Genomic DNA, 20,337 nt, shown 5'->3' with positions numbered 1-20,337 from the left:
AAATTAGCCTTAATTGCGGTTGTTAATAAATTACTCAAGCAAGCATTTGCCGTTGCAACAAAAAATGAATATTATCTAGAAATAAATTAAAAGAAATTTGCTTTTAAGCACAGTTCATTGCGAGACACGAAGCAATCTCATTAAATTTACTTATAAGTTTAATCACAACTCAGAATAAACAGATTACTTCCCTTCATTCCATGAGGCTCTCAATGACGTTTAGAGCGGGTAATTTAACATCAACTTCACGCCTTCATTAGGCTGAGAGGTTAACTCTAAATGGGCATTAATTAAAGATGCTCTGCTTTTCATATTGATTAATCCTGAACCTTTTTCTATTTCATTAATATCGAACCCCTTACCATCATCCGTTGCTGTTATTATCAAATAATTTGGTTGATAATCCAATATAACATTCAAGTTTTTAGCTTCGGAATATTTCACCGAATTTGATAAAAACTCTTGAAGTATTCTAAAAATTATGATTTCGTGTTTTCTGTCTTTAAAATCAACTTTATTTCCAATAATTTTAAGCTCTGCCGATGTAAATTTCATTTTTTTAAGTCGGTTCAACTCATTGGTAATAGATTTCTCAAAACCAATATTAAGAACCACTTCATTATTTAATGTTTTTGAAAGTGCTCGTACTTCGGCTAAACTTTCTTTTATGGCTTCAGAGGTGTCTTTAAATTTTTCTTTCACATCATCTGCCACCTGCATTTTTAAAATACTTAACTGCATGTTTGCAAACGATAGTAATTGACCTATATTATCATGTAATTCCCAACCAATATTTTTTAAGGTTTGTTCTTGGGTTTCGGTTTGTGCTTGGGTAATTTCAGCTTCAAAAGCTTGTTGTTGCTTTATTCTATCGAGCAATAATTTGTTTTTTCGTTTTTGAAAAACAATAAAAAAGATAATTACCAACGAAGTAATAATCACCAAAACGCTAATCATATATATTAACAAATAACGCTCCGCAGGTGTAGATGCAGGTTTGCTTTGAAGTAAAATATTAAGAAAATAATGCATTAATAATAAGGTTTAGTTGGCTTTTCATCAGGTTTACAAAATATTAAAGCAAAGGTAAAAGTTGAATACATGATGATATTTGCAAATAAATAGATTTGCCATTTTAAGAATATAAAATTCCAGTCGTAATTACTGTTATAAATATCATAAAACACCAAAGGTGAAATAATAAGCCACCAAATAAAAATCGCTGAACTAATATAAAAATTAATAGACTTATAAAAGCTTAATATTTTTTCACTTTGTAAAATTTCAATGAAATAAAAAACAGTACACATAAATATGATAACTGCTCCTAGAACACTTATAATTGGAAAAAATCGCACAAAAAAGTCATCCCAATTAAGAAAAATATATCCTATTGAAAAAACAAAAAAAACAAGACCACTATACTTAATGAGAATCTTAAACAAATCAGTACTTAATATTTTATGATAATAAAAACAAAAAAATAGAATAGCACCTATTTTCCAGTATAGCGTTGACCACCAAAAATTCCTTACAAAAACAGTTCCTTCTAAAAAACTTAAAAAACCATTGTTTTGAATATAATGAACATATGTATTAAAAAAATCACAAGCAGAAAGATATACCAAAAAGTATATAAAAAACTTAGCAGCTGTAAGTTTATACTTTTTATAAAGTAACAAACCTGTAACTGCTGCTAAAATTTCAACACTAAAAGTAATAGTGTTGTAATATTCTAATAAAAAATCATTCATCAATATTAATTGGGGTAACCTCCTTGGCCTCCAGCTCCATCATTTAAAGGGTTGCCCCCAGGAACATCTTCATCATTACCTCTAAAGTTAAGGTTAAGACTACTTGCTTTCGATTTTCTTCCAGTTGGCACTATAAACATGGTAGTTAAATCCTTTTTAGTTTGTCCCGCATTTTTTCCATAAACACCTAAATAGACACGAATACCTGTCATTTGATACCCCAAACTGTCCGATTGATTTTTTGCAAATGCTAAATAATTTTCAATTTCATCTAAATCCCAGTAAGTAGAGCGATCATCTTGTTCCCGTCCTTGTTTTTGGGCTGCTGAATCTACGGCTGCTTTTCTGTACAACGTCCAATTCTCATTTAGCTCCTTCGCTTTATCAACAGTAATGACACCTTTAGGCTTAACTATTTTTATAGGTCCGTCATCTTCTAATGGTCGTGGACAAAAATAATATGTTAATAAAGCTCCAATTATTGCACCTAAAATAATGTAGATTAAATTTTTCATGTTTTTCTTATGGTTAGTTAATAATAGCTGCTTAAAAATAACAAAAAAGTTTTAAATATAGGTATAAGACAAAATTATGTTGGAAAACCTAACATAGCCCCCATACCAACTGTGAATAACCAACTACCATAAATAGCATGTTCTATAGAAACCAATAGTGTTGATTTTGTTTTATTGAACGTTAAAGCAAATAGTAACCCACCTATAAAAGTCATCAATAACACGAGACTGTTTTTAAAAAACAGATGTGACAAGGAGAAGCATATCGCATTCACAAAAAGAAAAAGCGATTCACTTTTAAAGTAATTTTTATACCTATTAAAAAAGAAGGTTCTGTATAATAGTTCCTGAGGATATACAGAAAAAACACTATAAATAAACAAAAGTAAAACCCATAATAAAGGTTTATTAATCAATAATTCAAACAACATCGGTTTATCGGTAATCCAAACAAATATTGTGGTTAAAATGGCAATTATTATAAATTTGAACAATGTATTTCTCCAAAAACGCTTCCAATTTAAATTTGGAGCTATCTTGAATTTTTGATTTTCTACTTTCAACAAAATATAAATGACGTATAAAAAACCGATAAATCCTATCGATAATTTTATAACTGGTGGATAAGGAAAAATAAAACTAACTGGTAATACTATAAAAATGATAAACAGTTCGATGCTTTTATATGTTTTAGTTTTCATATTAAAACCCAATAACGGTGGTGTGTTTCACTTCATTTATTACAAACATACTATGTGTACTACCAATATGGTTGATAGATGTTAATTTTTTTACTAAAAACTCTCTAAAAGCCATCATATCTTTCACAATAACTTTTAATAAATAATCGTATTCGCCACTTACATGGTAACATTCCAACACTTCTGGTAAATTAGCAACTTCTTTTTCAAACTTCACCACATAATCTTGGGTATGTTGAATGAGTTTAATGTGACAAAAGGCTACAAACGATTTATCTATCCGATCTTTATCTATTAAAGCTACATATTTATTTATAAACCCGTCTTTTTCAAGTTTTTTAATACGTTCATAAACGGCTGTAACAGATAAATTCAATTTATTTGAGAGCTCCTTATTGGTTTGTTTGCTGTCCGTTTGCAAAAAGGTCAACAATTTTTTATCAATGTCATCAAATATCATAATTGAAAAAATTTCGTTGAAATACCAACTTTTCAGAAAGTTACAATTATATTTTCTAGAATATCAATACATATTAGTTTTATTATCTATAAATTTTGAAATTTGTTATATACGCAACATACACATTATGAAATTCAAACCCGCAAATAACATACAAGATTTACAATATTTTGGTGAATTTGGAGGCGTCAATCCTTCCATTTCAGATTCTTCAACATACACCTTTTTATCTGCCAAAACCATGTTTGATACGTTTGAAGGTAATGCTGAAGGGTGCTATTTATACTCGCGCCACTCCTCGCCTTCCAATTTATATTTAGGTGAAGCTTTAGCGGCCATGGAAGGCACCGAAACCGCTAACGTTTCAGCTTCGGGTATGGGTGCTATTACATCCGTTTTAATGCAATTATGTAGCTCTGGCGACCATATTGTGTCTAGCCGGACTATTTATGGAGGCACGTATGCTTTTTTGAAAAACTTTTTACCGCGTTTTCAAATTGAAACATCGTTTGTAGACATCACAAAACTAGATACGGTTGAAGCTGCCATCACAAAAAACACCAAAGTTTTATATTGCGAATCGGTAAGCAACCCACTTTTAGAAGTCGCTGATATTAAAGGTCTTGCTGCTTTAGCTAAAAAACATCATTTAAAATTGGTGGTTGATAATACGTTTTCTCCACTATCCATTTCTCCTGCAATTTTGGGTGCCGATGTGGTGATTCACAGTTTAACCAAATTTATTAACGGTTCTAGCGATACCGTTGGCGGTGTAGTTTGTGGCACTCAGGAATTTATAAATGATTTACGGAACGTGAACAACGGTGCTTCCATGCTATTAGGCTCTACTATGGATAGTTTAAGAGCTGCCTCTATTCTAAAAAACCTAAGAACGCTGCACATAAGAATGCAACAACATAGCAAAAACGGATTATTTTTAGCACAAAAATTTGAAGCTGATGGGTTGAAAACCGTTTATCCAGGGCTAAAATCGCATCCATCCCATGAGCTTTTTAAAAGTATGATGAACTCCCAATATGGTTTTGGTGGTATGCTTACTATAGATGTGGGTACTTTAGAAAAAGCCAATGAACTCATGGAACTTATGCAAAACCGAAATTTGGGCTATCTGGCCGTTAGTTTAGGGTTCTATAAAACCTTGTTTAGCGCTCCTGGAACATCAACATCTTCTGAAATTCCTGAAGATGAACAAAAAGCCATGGGACTGAGCGATGGTTTAATCCGTTTTTCTATAGGGTTGGATGATGATATTGAACGCACCTATCAAATGATGTATGATTGCATGAAAAAGCTTGGTATTCTATAAATATCAAATCCCTTTTAAACGCATCCAAAGATTAGACATGGCTGTATTGAAATTATCTCTTTTTCTTTCAAAAGGTTTCATATTCAAGCGTCCATTTTCCTTATAAAGCATCATGCTAAACACCGAAGAGTTCGGGTTGTTTTCATCTAAAATAGGATACCTCAAATCGTTATATTGGTATTCGTTGTCTCCTATTTTGTAAACACTGTAATACTGACTACTAAACCATGCCAAATCTTTGATGTCATTAAATTCTTCGGGACTTAAATCGCGCTGTTTAGGCAATTCCTTAAAATTTTTAAATCTATGTTCTGTATCCAACAACGAATAATACGAAACATAATAGGATGAATCAGCTTCAGCTATAGCGTACCACAAAATATTATTAAAAATAGATGGTTGTGTACTGAATCTTTTAATGTGCATATTACTTTCAGCAATAGATTTTCTAAAAAGCGTATCAACATAAAGTTTGTTTACTACCGTTAAAACCATATAAACAGAACTGATGCCGATGCCTAATTTCAACCAAAATCGCCTTCTATGGTCTTTTCTTTTGAAAAACATCACTACAATCATACAAATCAAAAAAGGCAGTGTGTAAACGGGGTCTACAACCGCTATGTTATTAAAAGCCACTCTATAATTACTAAATGGTGCAAAAAGCTGTGTTCCGTAAGGTGTAAAACAATCTAAAATAGGATGCGTGAATAGGGACCAGAAAAACAATAGCATCCAATCTTTTTTGGTGGTAGTCCCAAATCGGTTTCCAGAATTATACAATTTATAAACACCCCAACCCAACATAAAAGCAGCTAAAATTGAAAACAAAATGGAGTGCATAAAACCTCTGTGGAACAACATAGCATCAATTTCGTGATGGTAAATAATGTTCCCGATAAAAACATCTAAATCTGGAATGGTGCCACCAATGGCTCCAAACAACAACGCTTTATTGCCTATTTTTTTCCCTAAAACCGCTTCCCCACAAGCAGCACCAAGAACAATTTGTGTTAATGAATCCATTCTTTTTTTAAATTGAAAAAACAAAAGTACACATTAAATCCATTTGCATAGATTCTTGTAAAATCGTAACATTACAAAACTAATTCTACACAATGCAAGACGACAAGAATATTTCCAAAATTGAAATTGAAAACCAAAATATTATTGAAAACATAGAGCTCAACATTTGGGAAGCTTTAATTCCAGTTGTTATTTTAATGTGCATGTTGGCTTACAATATCTTTTTTGTGGAAGGTCAAGAATGGTTTGGAACTTACACCAACCAAATTATTTTACTTCTTGGCGGATTGGTTGCTGCAACCGTAGGCCTTTTTAATAAAGTGACTATAGAACGCATGTTAAAAGAAATTTGGGAAAACCTAAAAAGTGTTTTTATTCCCATCATGATTTTATTTTTGGTTGGTGCTTTGGCAGGTACTTGGTTAATTAGTGGCGTTATTCCGGCTATGGTGTATTATGGTTTACAGGTTTTAAGCCCTTCTATATTTTTGCCCGCTTCTATTATTATTTGTGCGGTTATCTCCATTGCTACTGGCAGTTCTTGGACCACATCGGCAACGGTAGGTATTGCATTGGTTGGTATTGGTACCGCATTAGGAATAAATACCGGCATGATTGCAGGCGCCGTTATTTCTGGAGCTTATTTTGGTGATAAAATGTCGCCTTTAAGTGATACAACCAACTTAGCGCCCGCCATGGCTGGTACCGATTTATTCACACATATCCGATACATGACCCTAACAACGGTACCCACGCTAGTGGTAACATTGATTGTTTTTAGCATCATAAGCATGAATATTGAAACCTCGGGAAGTGCCGATTTAAGCAATTTATTATCAACTATAAACACCACATTTCATATTTCACCTTGGCTTTTCATTGTGCCTTTAGTGGTGATCGCTTTAATTCTTTTAAAAACAAAACCCTTAATTGCTTTGGGCACAGGCGTTTTATTGGCTGCTGTTTTTGCTTTTATATTTCAACCTGAAATTTTAGCACATCTATCCAATTCAAAATTAAATTCTATTACCACCTCTATACTTACCGACACACAAATAACCACAGATAACGAGAAATTAAACGACCTCTTTTCTGCTGGTGGAATGGAAGGCATGCTATGGACCATTTATTTAATAATTTGTGCTATGATTTTTGGCGGCATTATGGATGGTATTGGTGCCTTAGCAAGAATAACCAAAGCTTTACTTTCTGTGGCTACTACCATTTTCGGACTCTTTGCAAGTACCGTAATAAGTTGTTTGGGTTTAAATGCCATTGCATCCGATCAATATTTGGCCATCGTAATACCAGGTAAAATGTTTAAAAAAGCCTTTGAAGACCGAGGTTTAGCTCCTGAAAACTTAAGTAGAACCTTAGAAGATTCAGGTACCGTTACCTCTGTATTAATCCCTTGGAATACCTGTGGTGCTTACCAAAGTGGTGTGTTGGGTGTAGACACGCTTCATTATGCGAGTTATGCAGTATTTAACTGGTTAAGCCCCTTTACAACATTACTTTTTGCTGCTCTTAGAATAAAAATAAAAGAATTGACAAAAAAGTAATAAGCTAAATTCATACTATTTCCCAATATTTTATCAAGTTGATATATTTTGATTGTTAATTTTACCAAATTAACAAAAAACGACCTACAATTTTGAATCCATTTCTAAAGGCTATTACTCCATAAGTTTTATTAATTGACAAACGCTTTTAAATGCGAAAACTACGCTTAAGTTTGCATTAAATAAATTATTAATTATTAAAATTTAACATATGGCATTTGTAGGAAAAAAATTCCCGAATTTAAGCGTTAACGCAATGAACGATTTAGGCGATACTTTTAAAGTAAACGTTTTAGAAGAAGCAGTTAACAATAAGAAAAAAGTAGTTTTATTTTGGTATCCAAAAGATTTCACTTTTGTTTGCCCAACGGAGTTGCACGCGTTTCAAGCTGCTTTAGGTGAGTTTGAAAAAAGAAATACGATCGTTATTGGTGCTTCTTGTGATACTGCTGAAGTTCACTTTGCATGGTTAAGCACTGCAAAAGATAATGGTGGTATAGAAGGTGTTACTTACCCATTATTAGCAGATTCTAACAGAAACTTAGCTTCTACTTTAGGTATTTTAGATATCACAAACGAGCAATACAATGAAGAAACTGGCGTAGTTACTGTTGAAGGTGACAATGTAACTTACAGAGCTACTTACGTTATTGACGAAGAAGGTACTGTACAACACGAAAGCATCAACAACATGCCACTTGGTAGAAACGTTAATGAATATTTACGTATCGTCGATGCTTTAACGCATGTTCAAGAAAAAGGCGAAGTTTGTCCAGCAAACTGGGAAGAAGGAAAACAAGCAATGCAAGCCAATGCTAAAGGAACTGCTGAGTACTTAAAAGCTCATTTGAATTAAAAAAACAAATCTCAAATTCCAAATTCCGATAATGAATGTATTCCTATTGGAATTTGGGGTTTTCCTTTTTGGAATTTAAAAAAAATATTATGGTAAAAGAATTAGAACAAGATAACTTAACAGAATTAGTATCAAGTAACGATACGGTTGTAGTTCAGTATTCAGCTAGCTGGTGCGGTAATTGCCGTATTATGAAACCAAAATTCAAAAAGTTAGCAACAGAAAACGAAACCATTACGTTTGTTATGGCCGATGCCGAAAAGTTTCCGGAATCTAGAAAATTAGCAACGGTAGACAACTTACCTACGTTCGCTACTTTTAAAAACGGTGCCTTTGTAAAGCAGGTTCAAACAAATAAATTTGAAGTTTTAAAAGAATTAGTTGATGAAGTTACCAGTAATTAAGCATTTAACACAGTTTATTGAAGACAATGATGAAGATTTTGTAATCGAAACCATTGAAACTTTAGAAGCCTTAACCGAAGTTCTATCGTTAAAAGATGAAGAATTGGATGTTATTGGAGAACTTATTTCCAATATGTATGGCGCTGTTGAAGTAAATAAAATGATAAAAGAAGGTACACCTAAAAAAGAAGCTTTAAATAATTTTATGAGCAGGGTTTTAGGTTCTATTGATAAATAATCAAATCACTTTAAATATAAAAAGCCACTTTTCTTAATTTGAAAAGTGGCTTTTTTTTGTGCTTAATAAAGGAAATATTTCAATCTAAGTCCATTTCATAAAATAAAAACGGAAAACTACTCGATTTTATCCTGCAAGGTCTTATTTTGACCTTGTAGGTATTAAAGCTAAAAATAAAAAAAAATCCTACAAGATTTTGAAAACCTTGCAGGATCATCATAATTTTTATTGATTTACTTCAAATCAAACCTGTCTAAATTCATAACTTTATTCCAAGCAGCAACAAAATCGTTTACAAATTTTTCTTTTGAATCTTCACAAGCATAAACTTCTGCAAGAGCACGTAATTCAGAATTTGAACCAAAAATTAAATCGGCACGTGTACCTGTCCATTTAATTGTTCCAGTTTTTCTATCACGGCCTTCAAAAATTTCATCTGAATCTGACTCTTTTTTCCATTCCGTACTCATACTTAATAAATTTACAAAAAAATCGTTCGTAAGTGTTTCTGGGTTGTTTGTGAATACACCATGTTTCTCTTGATTGTAGTTTGCTCCCAATACTCTCAAACCACCAACCAAAACGGTCATTTCAGGTGCTGTTAATGTTAGTAATTGGGCTTTATCTACCAACAAGGCTTCGGTTGAAACATCAAATTTTGTTTTTCTATAATTTCTAAAACCATCAGCATAAGGTTCTAAATATTTAAAGGAGTCTACTTCGGTTTGTTCTTGCGATGCATCCATACGGCCAGGTGTAAATGGTACTTCTATATGATGTCCTGCGCTTTTAGCAGCTTTTTCAACAGCTGCACAACCTGCCAATACAATTAAATCGGCCAAAGATATTTTTTTATCACCATGATTGAATTCTTTTTGAATACCTTCAAGCACACTTAAAACTTTTGCCAATTGTGGTGGGTTATTTACCTCCCAATCCTTTTGTGGCACCAAACGGATACGCGCACCATTGGCGCCTCCGCGTTTATCAGACCCACGAAACGTAGATGCAGACGCCCATGAGGTAGACACCAACTCAGATACTGATAAACCTGAATCTAATATTTTAGTTTTTAACGCTGAAACATCGTTCTTATCTACCAATTTATGGTTTATTGCAGGAATTGGATCTTGCCAAATAAGCTCTTCTTTGGGTACTTCTGGTCCCAAATAACGCGCTATTGGCCCCATGTCACGATGGGTTAATTTATACCAAGCTTTGGCAAAAGCATCTGCAAATTCATCTGGATTTTCTAAAAAACGTTTGGATATTTTTCCATATTCAGGATCAAAACGCAAAGATAAATCGGTTGTTAACATGGTTGGTAAATGCTTCTTAGAGGCATCATATGCATCTGGAATAATAGCCTCTGCATTTTTAGCTACCCATTGGTGTACACCAGCGGGACTTTTAGAGAGTTCCCACTCAAAGCCAAATAAATTTTCAAAAAAATTGTTGCTCCATTTTGTTGGTGTTTTAGTCCATATCACTTCCAGCCCGCTAGTAATAGCATCAGGTCCTTTACCTGTATTATAGCTGTTACTCCAACCAAAACTTTGCTGTTCTATACCTGCAGCCTCAGGCTCATCACCTACATGATCGGAAGAAGCGGCACCGTGGGTTTTACCAAAGGTATGCCCGCCCGCGATAAGAGCAACTGTTTCTTCATCGTTCATTGCCATACGGCCAAAAGTATCACGTATGTCTTTAGCGGCAGCTATGGGGTCTGGATTACCATCTGGTCCTTCAGGATTTACATAAATTAGTCCCATTTGCACAGCTGCTAACGGTTTTTCTAGATTTCTAGAATGTTTATCTCCATCAGCATCGTCATCAGATACCAATACTGCTTCTTTCTCTACTCCTTTTGAACCATGGGCATAACGTTTATCGCCACCTAACCAAGTATCTTCAGAACCCCAATACACATCTTCCTCGGGTTCCCAAACATCTTCACGCCCACCAGCAAAACCGTAAGTTTTAAATCCCATAGACTCCAAAGCTACATTACCAGTGAGAATCATCAAATCAGCCCATGAGATTTTACGACCGTATTTTTGCTTTATTGGCCATAATAGTCTTCGTGCCTTATCAAGACTCACGTTATCAGGCCAACTGTTTAAGGGTGCAAAACGTTGTTGTCCAGATCCGGCACCTCCTCTACCATCGCCTACTCGATAAGTACCGGCACTATGCCAAGCCATACGAATGAACAAGCCACCATAGTGACCAAAATCTGCTGGCCACCAATCTTGTGAATCGGTCATTAAATCTGTTAAATCTTGTTTTACTGCCTGTAAGTCTAATTTTTTAAACTCTTCAGCATAATTAAAACCATCTCCCATGGGGTTTGTTAAAGATGAGTGCTGACGTAGAATATTCAACTTTAACTTATTGGGCCACCAATCTTGGTTCTTGGTTCCGCCGCCTGCTGTCTGCTTTGGAGCTGCTCCCGAAAACGGGCACTTACCTCCCGATGTACTTGAGTGATTACTGTTTTCCATTATTTTAATTTTTAATATGTTTTTCTGAATACCCTAAAGTTAAGAATTACTATTTAAAAAATGCCACAACTCCATTTATATATATTATGTAATAATTGATAAAATTTATTTCAAAAAATTACAAATCCAAAAAACATAAAAAGCCACTTCAAATAGATGAAGCAGCCTTTTTAACAACCTAACCAAACAATTTATGAATTTTTAAGATTTTGGTAACAACACCGTATCAATAACGTGTATAACTCCATTTGACTGATTTACATCGGCAATTGTAACCATAGCTGAATTTCCGTTTTCATCTGTAATATATACGTCTTTAACTTTTAACCATGCTGTAATTGTGCCACCACTTACGGTTTTAATATTGGCTTTTCCATTTCCATCCTTAATCATTTTTAAAACATCTTTAGCATTCCATTTTCCCGAAACCACATGATAGGTTAAAACAGTTTGCAAGGTTTTCTTGTTTTCTGGTTTTAACAAATTTTCTACGGTTCCCTTAGGTAATTTATCAAAAGCTGCGTTTGTTGGTGCAAATACAGTAAACGGACCTTCACCCATTAAAACATCTACTAACTCAGCAGCTTTAACAGCAGCAACCAAGGTGGTATGGTCTTTAGAGTTTACGGCATTTTCAACAATGTTTTTACTAGGGTACATGGCAGCACCACCAACCATTTTAGTATCTTCTTTCATCATTTTGTTTTGGGCCGTTAAACCATGACCAACAAAAAGTGTGATTACAAAAACAGTAGCGGTAAATAGATTTGATTTTTTCATGATAATATTTTTTATTTGTTTATAACCTATAAACGAATCTTAAAGAAGGTCGGTTTTCAAAAATCAATCCTTTAACAAAATATTAACAAATAGCTTAAAAAATTATAAGTTCAATCTCAACTTAACAGGTAATAATTACTATTTTTATCCGATAATTTAAAAACAATATCATGGCAACAGTAACATTAAAAGGAAACCCCATTAAAACCTCTGGCGAACTACCTAAAGTTGGAACAAAAGCACCTGATTTCAAATTAACCGCAACCGATTTATCTACTAAAAGTTTAAGTGATTTTGCTGGAAGTAAATTAGTTTTAAACATTTTCCCAAGTGTTGATACTGGTACTTGCGCACAATCTGTTAGACAGTTTAACCAAGAAGCTAGCGAACTAGAAAACACCAAAGTACTTTGCATTTCTCATGATTTGCCTTTTGCTTTAAACCGTTTTTGTGGTGCCGAAGGTTTAGATAATGTTATAAGCTTATCTGACTATAAAGATGGCAGTTTTGGAAAAGCATATGGTTTAAACTTTGTTACCGGCCCGTTGGAAGCTTTACTTTCACGTTGTGTGGTTGTTTTGGATGAAAATGGCACAGTTATTCATACTGAACAAGTTGCAGAAACTGTTGACGAGCCTAATTATAAAGCGGCGTTAGAGGCTTTATACGCTTAATCAATTTTTATAAATGACTAAAAAAGAATCCTTCGTTGCGAACCGAATAAGAAGTGTAGGTTATGCTTTTAAAGGTGCTATCATTCTTTTAAAGAAGGAAGCCAGTGTAAAGGTTCAATTTACAATAGCGCTGTTGGTTTCGGCCGCAGGATTCTTTTTTAACATTTCTGCAACCGAATGGGCCATTCAACTTTTAGCTATTGGATTGGTTATGAGTATGGAAGGTATTAATACTGCTGTTGAAGAAATAGCTAATTTTATTCATCCTGAGCATCACAATAAAATTGGTTTAATAAAAGATATTGCAGCTGGTGCTGTGTTTTTTGCTTCCATTTTTGCCATTATTATTGGGCTTATTATTTATATTCCTAAATTATTTGCCATTTGAAAACCCACTCACAATGAAAAAATTATTAAAAAATTATGGAATCATTATTCTTACATTAGTCATGTTACAATCCTGCAAGAAAGATGATCTATATTATAATTTAAGTGATGACGCTAAAGGTTTTCTGTTTTTTAACTTGGAAGATACTTTTAAGTTAAAGAACCTGACTAGTGATGAAATTATTACATTGACAGTGGTATCGAAAGAATTTAATTATTTTAAAGATGGACCCAATGAATCTTTTTCTATTTCTTTCGGAGTTGTACCAGCGGATGTTTATGTAGAAATAGGTGTTCTGAAATTTACAGATACAACAAATTGTTATAATGGTGAGATATTTATAATGGCAAATCAAGATGGTAGTTTTGTATTAAGAGTCTCTTTGAACGAATGTTTTATGGTTTCTAGCTATTATCAATATTACGATGAATTATTACCGACAACAAGTGTAGAAGGAATTGAATATCAAAATGCTTATATATTGAAGGGTGGCCCAAATGATTTATTTTATTCTAAAGAAAAAGGAATTCTTAAAATCACAGATTTTGAAGAAAATATAATATTTGGTGTTATAGAATAATAAAAACGTTGAGTATTTCCATACAAAGTAGTGCGATATTTAGTGCTTAATCAAATGTTAATTCAATTTTGTTACGTCTTATTTTTCCTCGAAAAATCCTTTCGTAAAAACACAAAACCAACCAAATACATAAACCATTTTTTTAATACTATAACTTATAAATTAAACGTTAGTAATTTGTATTTTTGTTGAATCGCTTTTGCGATTCAATCCTGAACTTGTTTCAGGGCCTCAATTTGAAACTTTAAAGCATTAATGGCGAAGAAAAAAAACGACACCAACAAATCACCTAAAAAACAATTTAAAATGCCAAGTTTTAAGTTGTCCAATCAGCAAAAACTGGTTTTCGGCAGCTTTTTAGTCATATTTGGGTTTATCCTTTTTATGGCATTTCTTTCATTCTTTTTTACTGGTGAAGCAGATCAAAGTAGTGTCTCCGATTTTGCATCACGCGATGTAAAAACCGAAAATTGGGTAAGCAAATCCGGAGCTTGGTTAAGCGACTTTTTTATTCAACGTGGCTTTGGTGTATCCTCCTTTATAATTGCTGGACTTATATTTTTATCAGGTATTTATGTGCTGATGAATCTTAGCAAGGCCAAACTAAGTTCGCACTGGTTTTGGGGTATGCTTATTGTTATTTGGCTATCCATATTATTTGGTTTTTTTGGAAATTCTTACGGTATTCTTGGTGGTACCATTGGTTTTGAAGTAAATATGTGCCTTCAAGATTATATAGGTAAAATAGGCACATCGCTCCTACTTCTATTTGGTTTAATTACCTATTTAGCAGTTCGATTTAAACTTACTTTCGAAAACATAGCCAATATATTCAAATCGGCTAAAAGCAATATTAAAGACGATTTCAACAATCCGGATGACGAACCTATTGTGGCTTTCGACAATAACCTATCGGATGAAGCAGCAGCCATAAAATCTGCTTTCGATATTCCTTTAGAAAACAAAGAACCTGTTGTAGAAAAGGTAACCAAGCCTGTTGCTGAAGCTGCACCTTTGGTTGTGAAAACACCTGTAAAAGAAGAAATTGAAGATGATGATTTAGAAATTGAAGTTGAAAAGGTAGCCGAAGAACAATCGGAAAGCGACAATTTATCCAATAAATTAGTGGAGGATTTTGGACAATTCGATCCGACTTTAGAATTATCAAAATACCAATTTCCACCGTTAGATCTTCTTAAAAAATATGATTCTGAAGGCATTACCATCAACCAAGAAGAATTAGAAGAAAATAAAAATAGAATTGTAGATACCCTAAAAAACTACAATATTGGAATTGCCAGTATTAAAGCGACTATTGGGCCAACGGTAACACTTTACGAAATTGTACCAGATGCTGGTATTCGTATTTCAAAAATTAAAAATCTAGAAGACGATATTGCGTTATCACTTTCTGCACTTGGTATTCGTATTATTGCGCCCATTCCTGGAAAAGGTACCATTGGTATTGAGGTGCCCAATAAAAATTCTACCATCGTATCCATGCGTTCCGTAATTGCTTCTAAAAAGTTTCAAACGTCTGATATGGAATTGCCTATAGCCTTAGGAAAAACCATTAGTAACGAAACTTTTGTGGTAGATTTGGCTAAAATGCCCCACTTACTTATGGCAGGTGCCACTGGACAAGGTAAATCGGTAGGATTGAATGCCGTTTTAACCTCATTACTTTATAAAAAACATCCTGCTGAAGTTAAGTTTGTTTTGGTAGACCCGAAAAAAGTAGAGTTAACGCTTTTCAATAAAATTGAGCGCCATTATTTGGCAAAATTACCCGATAGTGAAGACGCTATTATTACAGATAACACCAAAGTAATCAATACATTAAATTCACTTTGTATTGAAATGGACAACCGCTACGAGTTGTTGAAAAATGCGCTTTGCAGAAACATTGCCGAGTACAACGTAAAATTTAAAGCACGTAAATTAAATCCAAATGATGGCCACCAATTTTTACCTTATATCGTGTTGGTGGTTGATGAGTTTGCAGATTTAATTATGACCGCCGGTAAAGAGGTAGAAACACCTATTGCCCGTTTAGCACAATTGGCACGTGCTATTGGTATCCATTTGATTATCGCTACACAACGCCCGTCAGTAAACGTAATTACGGGTATTATTAAAGCCAACTTCCCAGCGCGTATTGCATTTAGGGTAACTTCCAAAATTGATTCCAGAACTATTTTAGATGGCTCGGGTGCCGACCAACTTATAGGTCGTGGTGATATGCTTTTTACACAAGGAAACGATTTAATACGTGTACAATGTGCCTTTGTTGACACCCCTGAAGTTGAAAAAATAACGGACTATATAGGTTCGCAAAAAGCCTATCCAGATGCTTATTTGTTACCGGAATATGTTGGTGAGGAAAGTGGCACAAGTCTTGATATAGACATAGAAGACCGCGATAAATTGTTTAGAGAAGCTGCCGAAGTTATAGTAACAGCACAACAAGGTTCTGCATCTTTATTGCAACGAAAATTAAAATTAGGCTACAATAGGGCCGGTAGATTGATAGACCAATTAGAAGCTGCGGGTATTGTGGGTCCGTTTGAAGGCAGTAAAGCCAGACAAGTACTAATAACCGACCTAGTTGCCTTAGATAAACATTTAGAAAATGAAACTTTATAATAAAAATAAAATGAAAATTAAAAACATCATATTAGCATTAGTAATAACAACATCTCTTACTGGTTTTGCTCAAAACAAAGCCAAAGCACTATTAAATCAAGTATCCCAAAAAGTAAAAAGCTATGATAATATTTCTATTGAATTTAAATATGTTTTAGAAAATACTGCCGAAAAAATAAAACAGGAAACCAAAGGCGATGTGGTAATGCAAGGTGACAAGTATAAACTAAATATCCTTGGTGTAACACGTCTTTTTGATGGAAAAAAGCTTTATAGTATCAGCACTGAAGATGAAGAAGTTACCATTTCAACCGAAACCAATGATGAAGAAGGCGCTATCACACCAAGCAAAATGCTATCTTTTTATGAAGATGGCTACACCTATGCTATGGACATTGAGCAAAATATAAATGGCAGAAAAATACAGTTGGTAAAATTGACTCCAATCGATTCAAAATCTGAAATAAAATCCATTCTTTTAGGTATAGACACACAAACAAAACACATATACAATCTAATACAAATTGGTAAAAACGGCACAAAAACAACCCTTACCGTTAATTCTTTTAAAACAAACGAGCCTTTATCAAAAAACCTATTTACCTTTGATGTCAATAAATACAAAGGCTATTATATAAATAAGCTTTAGTTAAATAATAGTTATCGTATTGATTATCATATGAATCTGCTTAAAATAAAGTAGATTTTAAATTAGATTATTGAATTTCGAAGGGTGAAAATATTAGACCGATACATACTAACTACCTACCTAAAAACTTTTTTCAGCGTGTTTATTATACTCATGCTGATTTTTGTTTTACAAACCATTTGGCTTTACATTAGAGAACTCTCTGGTAAAGATTTGGATATAAGCGTTATTTTCAAATTCTTATTCTATTTTACGCCTAAGCTTATACCATTGGTTTTACCGCTTACCATACTTTTAGCATCTATCATGGTATTTGGTAGTTTTGCAGAGAATTACGAGTTTGCTGCCATGAAATCTACAGGAATTTCATTGCAACGTGCCATGTCTGGTTTAAGTATCTTTATTATTATTTTGGGTATTGTTACCTTTTTCTTTTCAAATAATGTCATTCCTTGGGCTGAATTAAAGTCGTTCAATCTTAGAAGTAATATAGCAAAATCTAAACCTGCCATGTTGCTTGGCGTCGGTCAATTTAACCCTATCGAAGGGACTCCTTACAATATCAAATTTGACAAAAAATATGGCGATAACGACCAATATTTAGATAATGTCACCATTCATATGAGAGGTGCCGATGGAAGAAGCAATGCCACAACAATAAAGTCTAAAACTGGTGAATTGGTAAATGAAAAAGATTCCAATGTTTTAAAATTAATTTTGTTAGACGGGAATTACTATAATGATGATGCTACCAATAATCCCAAATCCAGAAACAAAAAACCTTTTACCAAAAGTACCTTCGAAAAATATATAATAAATATTGATTTGTCTCAAATGAACAACGTTGATTTTGATGAACAATCCCAAACAGACAAATACAATATGCTTGATGTGGTAGGTTTACATAAAACCATCGATTCCTTATCAAAAAAAGAAATAATATCTCACAAACTACTATCCAGAAACCTATTTCAACGTTCTAGCATATTACATGTAGCAACACCAAATATTGGAACAATAGCTAATGAATCTATAGCTAAAGATACCATAGCAAACGATTCAATTTATGTAAGTGAAATTTTAGATGTTTTCAACACAAAAGAAAAGTTCGACCTAGTGAATACGGCTTTAAAAACCGCATCCAGTGCTAAACAGCTTATAATAACCAATGAAAGCACGAAGAAAATGTCCAAAGAATGGCTTAACAAGCATATCATATCATTACATGAGAAATTTGCTCTAGGTTTTGCCTGTATTATTTTATTCTTTGTGGGCGCACCACTAGGGGCTTTAATACGTAAAGGGGGCATCGGTTTACCAATGGTTATTGCCATTGTACTATTTTTAACCTATCATTTTATAGGTATTTTTGCTACAAATAGTGCTAAAAATGGCAGCTTTAACCCCATATTAGCTGCTTGGTTTTCTACACTCATTATGTTACCTTTGGGTATCTTTTTAACAAGACGCGCTACTGCTGATAAAGGCTTGTTTGATTTTGACAGCATCACCGAACCTATTAAAAAGGTATTCAAAATAAAAGGAAAGGAAACTGTAGATTACAAGTTTCTTTCATCTTATAATAAAGAAGAATTACTAAATGTAATTAAGAACTATGAAGCGCTTGGACATTTAGAAGACAGTAGGTATGAAGCTTTAAAAATTCTGAATGAACGCAATATATGCACAGAAGAATTACGTGATGAAGGATTAATAATAGACAGTAACTACGATGAATCTGAACGTATTGCAAAAGATTATAAAGACCATGCAAAGTTTGCCATAATACTTTTTTGTGTTGGTGTTGTTTTACTTATTCTTCATTTTGTATTTAAGAATAATAAATTACCTTCTTTAGCTTCAGCATCTATACAGCTTAGTATCACATCTTTAGTGTTATATTTAGTTTATTATGTAAAATCTCTACGCAATGCATTTAAATTTTACAGTCACATTAACAAAAAAGAAAAAAGACCTAACCCTATTCTAATAATTATAGGAATCCCTTTATATTTTATTACACATCTGTTTTTAAACGATAAAATAAAGGAAGACTTAAAGCTGAATTGTTTAGAATCTCTAAATTTGCAAAATGATTAACGACACCATGACACAAAATACAAGTACAAAATTTAAACTTGATACTATTCACGAAGCTATTGAAGCCATTAGAAATGGTGAAGTTATTATAGTTGTTGATGATGAAAACCGTGAAAATGAAGGCGATTTTTTGGCGGCTGCCGATAAAGTAACTCCAGAAATGATAAACTTTATGGCAACCCAAGGCAGAGGTTTAATATGCGCTCCCCTTACCGAAACCCGCTGTAAAGAATTGGATTTAGGGATGATGGTGCGTAATAATACAGACCACATGGAGACTGCCTTTACAGTTTCGGTAGATTTAAGAGGTCAAGGTGTTACCACAGGAATTTCAGCTAGTGATAGAGCTAAAACCGTAAAATCTTTAACCGACCCAAATACCAAACCATTTGATTTAGCCAGACCAGGGCATATTTTTCCATTAGTAGCCAAAGAAGGTGGCGTACTAAGACGTACAGGTCATACCGAAGCAGCCATAGATTTTGCAAGACTTGCAGGTTTAAAACCCGCAGGTGTTATTGTAGAGATTATGAATGAAGATGGCACCATGGCGCGTTTACCACAGCTTATGAAAGTTGCCAAAAAATTAAATCTTAAAATAGTTTCTATTGAAGATTTAGTGGCTTATAGAATGCAACACGACTCATTAATCGAGAAAAAAGAAGATTTCCAAATTGAAACCCGCTTTGGAAGCTTTAGGTTAAGAGCTTACAGACAAACTACAAACAATCAAATACATATTGCATTAACAAAAGGGATTTGGAAAGATAATGAAGAAGTGCTTACCAGAATAAATTCCTCTTTAATTAATAATGATATTTTAGGAACACTTACCAATAATGTTGATGAGCAACTAGAAAATATGTTTAAGGTAATTAATAAAGAAGGCAAAGGTGCTATCATATTTATTAATCAAGAAACACCTTCTATGAACATATTAAATAGATTAGCTATTTTAAAAGAAAACCAACAACCTAACACTGTTTACAAAGCACCCAAAATTGATATGGACACAAAAGATTTTGGTATAGGTGCCCAAATTTTACACGATTTGAACATTCATAAACTGCGTTTAATTTCTAATACCGAGCAAACCAAACGTGTTGGTTTAATTGGCTATGGCTTAGAGATTGTTGGATATGTAAACTATTAAAGCAACCCTTTAGAGTAATA

At 33.5% G+C, this 20,337-nt stretch carries 20 protein-coding genes; 12 read left to right on the top strand and 8 right to left on the bottom strand.

Going from position 1 to position 20,337, the window contains the following annotated elements; translation table 11 throughout:
* Positions 1 to 219: 219 nt before the first annotated feature.
* The 5 genes from J8H85_RS14715 to J8H85_RS14695 form a co-directional block, all read right to left on the bottom strand.
* Complete coding sequence (locus J8H85_RS14715; RefSeq protein WP_245243828.1) at positions 220 to 1,032, bottom strand: sensor histidine kinase; 813 nt, start codon at positions 1,030 to 1,032, stop codon at positions 220 to 222.
* Positions 1,032 to 1,754 carry a hypothetical protein gene (locus J8H85_RS14710; protein ID WP_209655966.1) on the bottom strand — a complete coding sequence of 241 codons (723 nt, stop codon included), beginning with the start codon at positions 1,752 to 1,754 and terminating at the stop codon, positions 1,032 to 1,034. The genes J8H85_RS14715 and J8H85_RS14710 overlap by 1 nt, the downstream gene beginning before the upstream one ends.
* Positions 1,755 to 1,759: 5 nt before the next feature.
* Positions 1,760 to 2,269 carry a hypothetical protein gene (locus J8H85_RS14705; protein WP_209655965.1) on the bottom strand — a complete coding sequence of 170 codons (510 nt, stop codon included), beginning with the start codon at positions 2,267 to 2,269 and terminating at the stop codon, positions 1,760 to 1,762.
* A 74-nt stretch (positions 2,270 to 2,343) separates the two neighbouring features.
* A complete protein-coding gene (locus J8H85_RS18985) occupies positions 2,344 to 2,700 on the bottom strand; it encodes a CPBP family intramembrane glutamic endopeptidase (RefSeq protein WP_245243832.1) in 357 nt (118 codons plus the stop codon).
* A 271-nt stretch (positions 2,701 to 2,971) separates the two neighbouring features.
* Positions 2,972 to 3,430: an Lrp/AsnC family transcriptional regulator gene (locus tag J8H85_RS14695; protein WP_209655963.1), complete on the bottom strand. Its 459-nt coding sequence runs from the start codon at positions 3,428 to 3,430 to the stop codon at positions 2,972 to 2,974.
* Positions 3,431 to 3,557: 127 nt separating this feature from the next.
* On the opposite strand from J8H85_RS14695, the gene J8H85_RS14690 reads away from it, so the two are divergent.
* Complete coding sequence (locus tag J8H85_RS14690) at positions 3,558 to 4,757, top strand: aminotransferase class I/II-fold pyridoxal phosphate-dependent enzyme (protein WP_209655962.1); 1,200 nt, start codon at positions 3,558 to 3,560, stop codon at positions 4,755 to 4,757.
* A gap of 3 nt (positions 4,758 to 4,760) precedes the next feature.
* Here the strand turns inward: J8H85_RS14690 and J8H85_RS14685 are convergent, their stop codons facing one another.
* On the bottom strand, positions 4,761 to 5,783 hold the full coding sequence (locus tag J8H85_RS14685) for a metal-dependent hydrolase (RefSeq protein WP_209655961.1): 1,023 nt from the start codon (positions 5,781 to 5,783) through the stop codon (positions 4,761 to 4,763).
* 92 nt (positions 5,784 to 5,875) lie between these two features.
* On the opposite strand from J8H85_RS14685, the gene nhaC reads away from it, so the two are divergent.
* From nhaC to J8H85_RS14665, 4 genes are all read left to right on the top strand, one after another.
* A complete protein-coding gene (gene nhaC / locus J8H85_RS14680) occupies positions 5,876 to 7,345 on the top strand; it encodes a Na+/H+ antiporter NhaC (RefSeq protein WP_209655960.1) in 1,470 nt (489 codons plus the stop codon).
* A gap of 211 nt (positions 7,346 to 7,556) precedes the next feature.
* On the top strand, positions 7,557 to 8,201 hold the full coding sequence (locus J8H85_RS14675; RefSeq protein WP_209655959.1) for a peroxiredoxin: 645 nt from the start codon (positions 7,557 to 7,559) through the stop codon (positions 8,199 to 8,201).
* 89 nt (positions 8,202 to 8,290) lie between these two features.
* A complete protein-coding gene (locus J8H85_RS14670) occupies positions 8,291 to 8,605 on the top strand; it encodes a thioredoxin family protein (RefSeq protein WP_209655958.1) in 315 nt (104 codons plus the stop codon).
* Complete coding sequence (locus J8H85_RS14665) at positions 8,586 to 8,843, top strand: DUF6952 family protein (RefSeq protein WP_209655957.1); 258 nt, start codon at positions 8,586 to 8,588, stop codon at positions 8,841 to 8,843. Before J8H85_RS14670 ends, J8H85_RS14665 begins: the two co-directional genes overlap by 20 nt.
* Before the next feature lie 233 nt (positions 8,844 to 9,076).
* On the opposite strand, the gene katG is transcribed toward J8H85_RS14665, so the two are convergent.
* Both katG and J8H85_RS14655 read right to left on the bottom strand, forming a co-directional pair.
* Positions 9,077 to 11,347 (bottom strand): catalase/peroxidase HPI, encoded by a 2,271-nt coding sequence (katG, locus tag J8H85_RS14660; RefSeq protein ID WP_209655956.1) that lies wholly within the window; start codon positions 11,345 to 11,347, stop codon positions 9,077 to 9,079.
* Positions 11,348 to 11,548: 201 nt separating this feature from the next.
* Complete coding sequence (locus tag J8H85_RS14655; protein WP_209655955.1) at positions 11,549 to 12,127, bottom strand: fasciclin domain-containing protein; 579 nt, start codon at positions 12,125 to 12,127, stop codon at positions 11,549 to 11,551.
* Between the two features lie 170 nt (positions 12,128 to 12,297).
* Here J8H85_RS14655 and tpx point away from each other — a divergent pair, with 170 nt between their 5' ends.
* The 7 genes from tpx to ribB all read left to right on the top strand — a co-directional run bounded on the left by tpx (position 12,298) and on the right by ribB (position 20,317).
* The gene (gene tpx, locus J8H85_RS14650; RefSeq protein ID WP_209655954.1) at positions 12,298 to 12,801 is read left to right on the top strand and encodes a thiol peroxidase; all 504 of its coding nucleotides are present in this window, start codon (positions 12,298 to 12,300) and stop codon (positions 12,799 to 12,801) included.
* A gap of 13 nt (positions 12,802 to 12,814) precedes the next feature.
* Positions 12,815 to 13,189 carry a diacylglycerol kinase family protein gene (locus J8H85_RS14645; RefSeq protein WP_209655953.1) on the top strand — a complete coding sequence of 125 codons (375 nt, stop codon included), beginning with the start codon at positions 12,815 to 12,817 and terminating at the stop codon, positions 13,187 to 13,189.
* A 13-nt stretch (positions 13,190 to 13,202) separates the two neighbouring features.
* A complete protein-coding gene (locus J8H85_RS14640) occupies positions 13,203 to 13,769 on the top strand; it encodes a hypothetical protein (RefSeq protein WP_209655952.1) in 567 nt (188 codons plus the stop codon).
* Positions 13,770 to 14,024: 255 nt separating this feature from the next.
* Positions 14,025 to 16,415, top strand: a complete 2,391-nt coding sequence (locus J8H85_RS14635) for a DNA translocase FtsK (protein WP_209655951.1) — start codon at positions 14,025 to 14,027, stop codon at positions 16,413 to 16,415.
* 10 nt (positions 16,416 to 16,425) lie between these two features.
* Positions 16,426 to 17,064 carry a LolA family protein gene (locus tag J8H85_RS14630; RefSeq protein WP_209655976.1) on the top strand — a complete coding sequence of 213 codons (639 nt, stop codon included), beginning with the start codon at positions 16,426 to 16,428 and terminating at the stop codon, positions 17,062 to 17,064.
* 84 nt (positions 17,065 to 17,148) lie between these two features.
* A complete protein-coding gene (locus J8H85_RS14625) occupies positions 17,149 to 19,164 on the top strand; it encodes an LptF/LptG family permease (protein WP_209655950.1) in 2,016 nt (671 codons plus the stop codon).
* Entirely contained in the window at positions 19,157 to 20,317 is a 1,161-nt protein-coding gene (ribB, locus tag J8H85_RS14620) for a 3,4-dihydroxy-2-butanone-4-phosphate synthase (protein WP_245243826.1), read from the top strand. The genes J8H85_RS14625 and ribB overlap by 8 nt, the downstream gene beginning before the upstream one ends.
* Positions 20,318 to 20,337 lie beyond the last annotated feature (20 nt).

It is taken from the genome of Mariniflexile gromovii, assembly GCF_017814435.1.
Classification (GTDB): Bacteria; Bacteroidota; Bacteroidia; order Flavobacteriales; family Flavobacteriaceae; genus Mariniflexile; species Mariniflexile gromovii.
The sequence above is the reverse complement of the archived record's forward strand: the minus strand, read 5'-3'. Positions and strand labels throughout refer to the sequence as shown.

Excerpts from the sequence above, each read along its gene's own strand:
- J8H85_RS14715 (WP_245243828.1), bottom strand. The coding sequence starts at position 1,032 with ATGCATTATTTTCTTAATATTTTACTTCAAAGCAAACCTGCATCTACA.
- J8H85_RS14710 (WP_209655966.1), bottom strand. The coding sequence starts at position 1,754 with ATGAATGATTTTTTATTAGAATATTACAACACTATTACTTTTAGTGTT.
- J8H85_RS14705 (WP_209655965.1), bottom strand. The coding sequence starts at position 2,269 with ATGAAAAATTTAATCTACATTATTTTAGGTGCAATAATTGGAGCTTTA.
- J8H85_RS18985 (WP_245243832.1), bottom strand. The coding sequence starts at position 2,700 with ATGTTGTTTGAATTATTGATTAATAAACCTTTATTATGGGTTTTACTT.
- J8H85_RS14695 (WP_209655963.1), bottom strand. The coding sequence starts at position 3,430 with ATGATATTTGATGACATTGATAAAAAATTGTTGACCTTTTTGCAAACG.
- J8H85_RS14690 (WP_209655962.1), top strand. The coding sequence starts at position 3,558 with ATGAAATTCAAACCCGCAAATAACATACAAGATTTACAATATTTTGGT.
- J8H85_RS14685 (WP_209655961.1), bottom strand. The coding sequence starts at position 5,783 with ATGGATTCATTAACACAAATTGTTCTTGGTGCTGCTTGTGGGGAAGCG.
- nhaC (WP_209655960.1), top strand. The coding sequence starts at position 5,876 with ATGCAAGACGACAAGAATATTTCCAAAATTGAAATTGAAAACCAAAAT.
- J8H85_RS14675 (WP_209655959.1), top strand. The coding sequence starts at position 7,557 with ATGGCATTTGTAGGAAAAAAATTCCCGAATTTAAGCGTTAACGCAATG.
- J8H85_RS14670 (WP_209655958.1), top strand. The coding sequence starts at position 8,291 with ATGGTAAAAGAATTAGAACAAGATAACTTAACAGAATTAGTATCAAGT.
- J8H85_RS14665 (WP_209655957.1), top strand. The coding sequence starts at position 8,586 with ATGAAGTTACCAGTAATTAAGCATTTAACACAGTTTATTGAAGACAAT.
- katG (WP_209655956.1), bottom strand. The coding sequence starts at position 11,347 with ATGGAAAACAGTAATCACTCAAGTACATCGGGAGGTAAGTGCCCGTTT.
- J8H85_RS14655 (WP_209655955.1), bottom strand. The coding sequence starts at position 12,127 with ATGAAAAAATCAAATCTATTTACCGCTACTGTTTTTGTAATCACACTT.
- tpx (WP_209655954.1), top strand. The coding sequence starts at position 12,298 with ATGGCAACAGTAACATTAAAAGGAAACCCCATTAAAACCTCTGGCGAA.
- J8H85_RS14645 (WP_209655953.1), top strand. The coding sequence starts at position 12,815 with ATGACTAAAAAAGAATCCTTCGTTGCGAACCGAATAAGAAGTGTAGGT.
- J8H85_RS14640 (WP_209655952.1), top strand. The coding sequence starts at position 13,203 with ATGAAAAAATTATTAAAAAATTATGGAATCATTATTCTTACATTAGTC.
- J8H85_RS14635 (WP_209655951.1), top strand. The coding sequence starts at position 14,025 with ATGGCGAAGAAAAAAAACGACACCAACAAATCACCTAAAAAACAATTT.
- J8H85_RS14630 (WP_209655976.1), top strand. The coding sequence starts at position 16,426 with ATGAAAATTAAAAACATCATATTAGCATTAGTAATAACAACATCTCTT.
- ribB (WP_245243826.1), top strand. The coding sequence starts at position 19,157 with ATGATTAACGACACCATGACACAAAATACAAGTACAAAATTTAAACTT.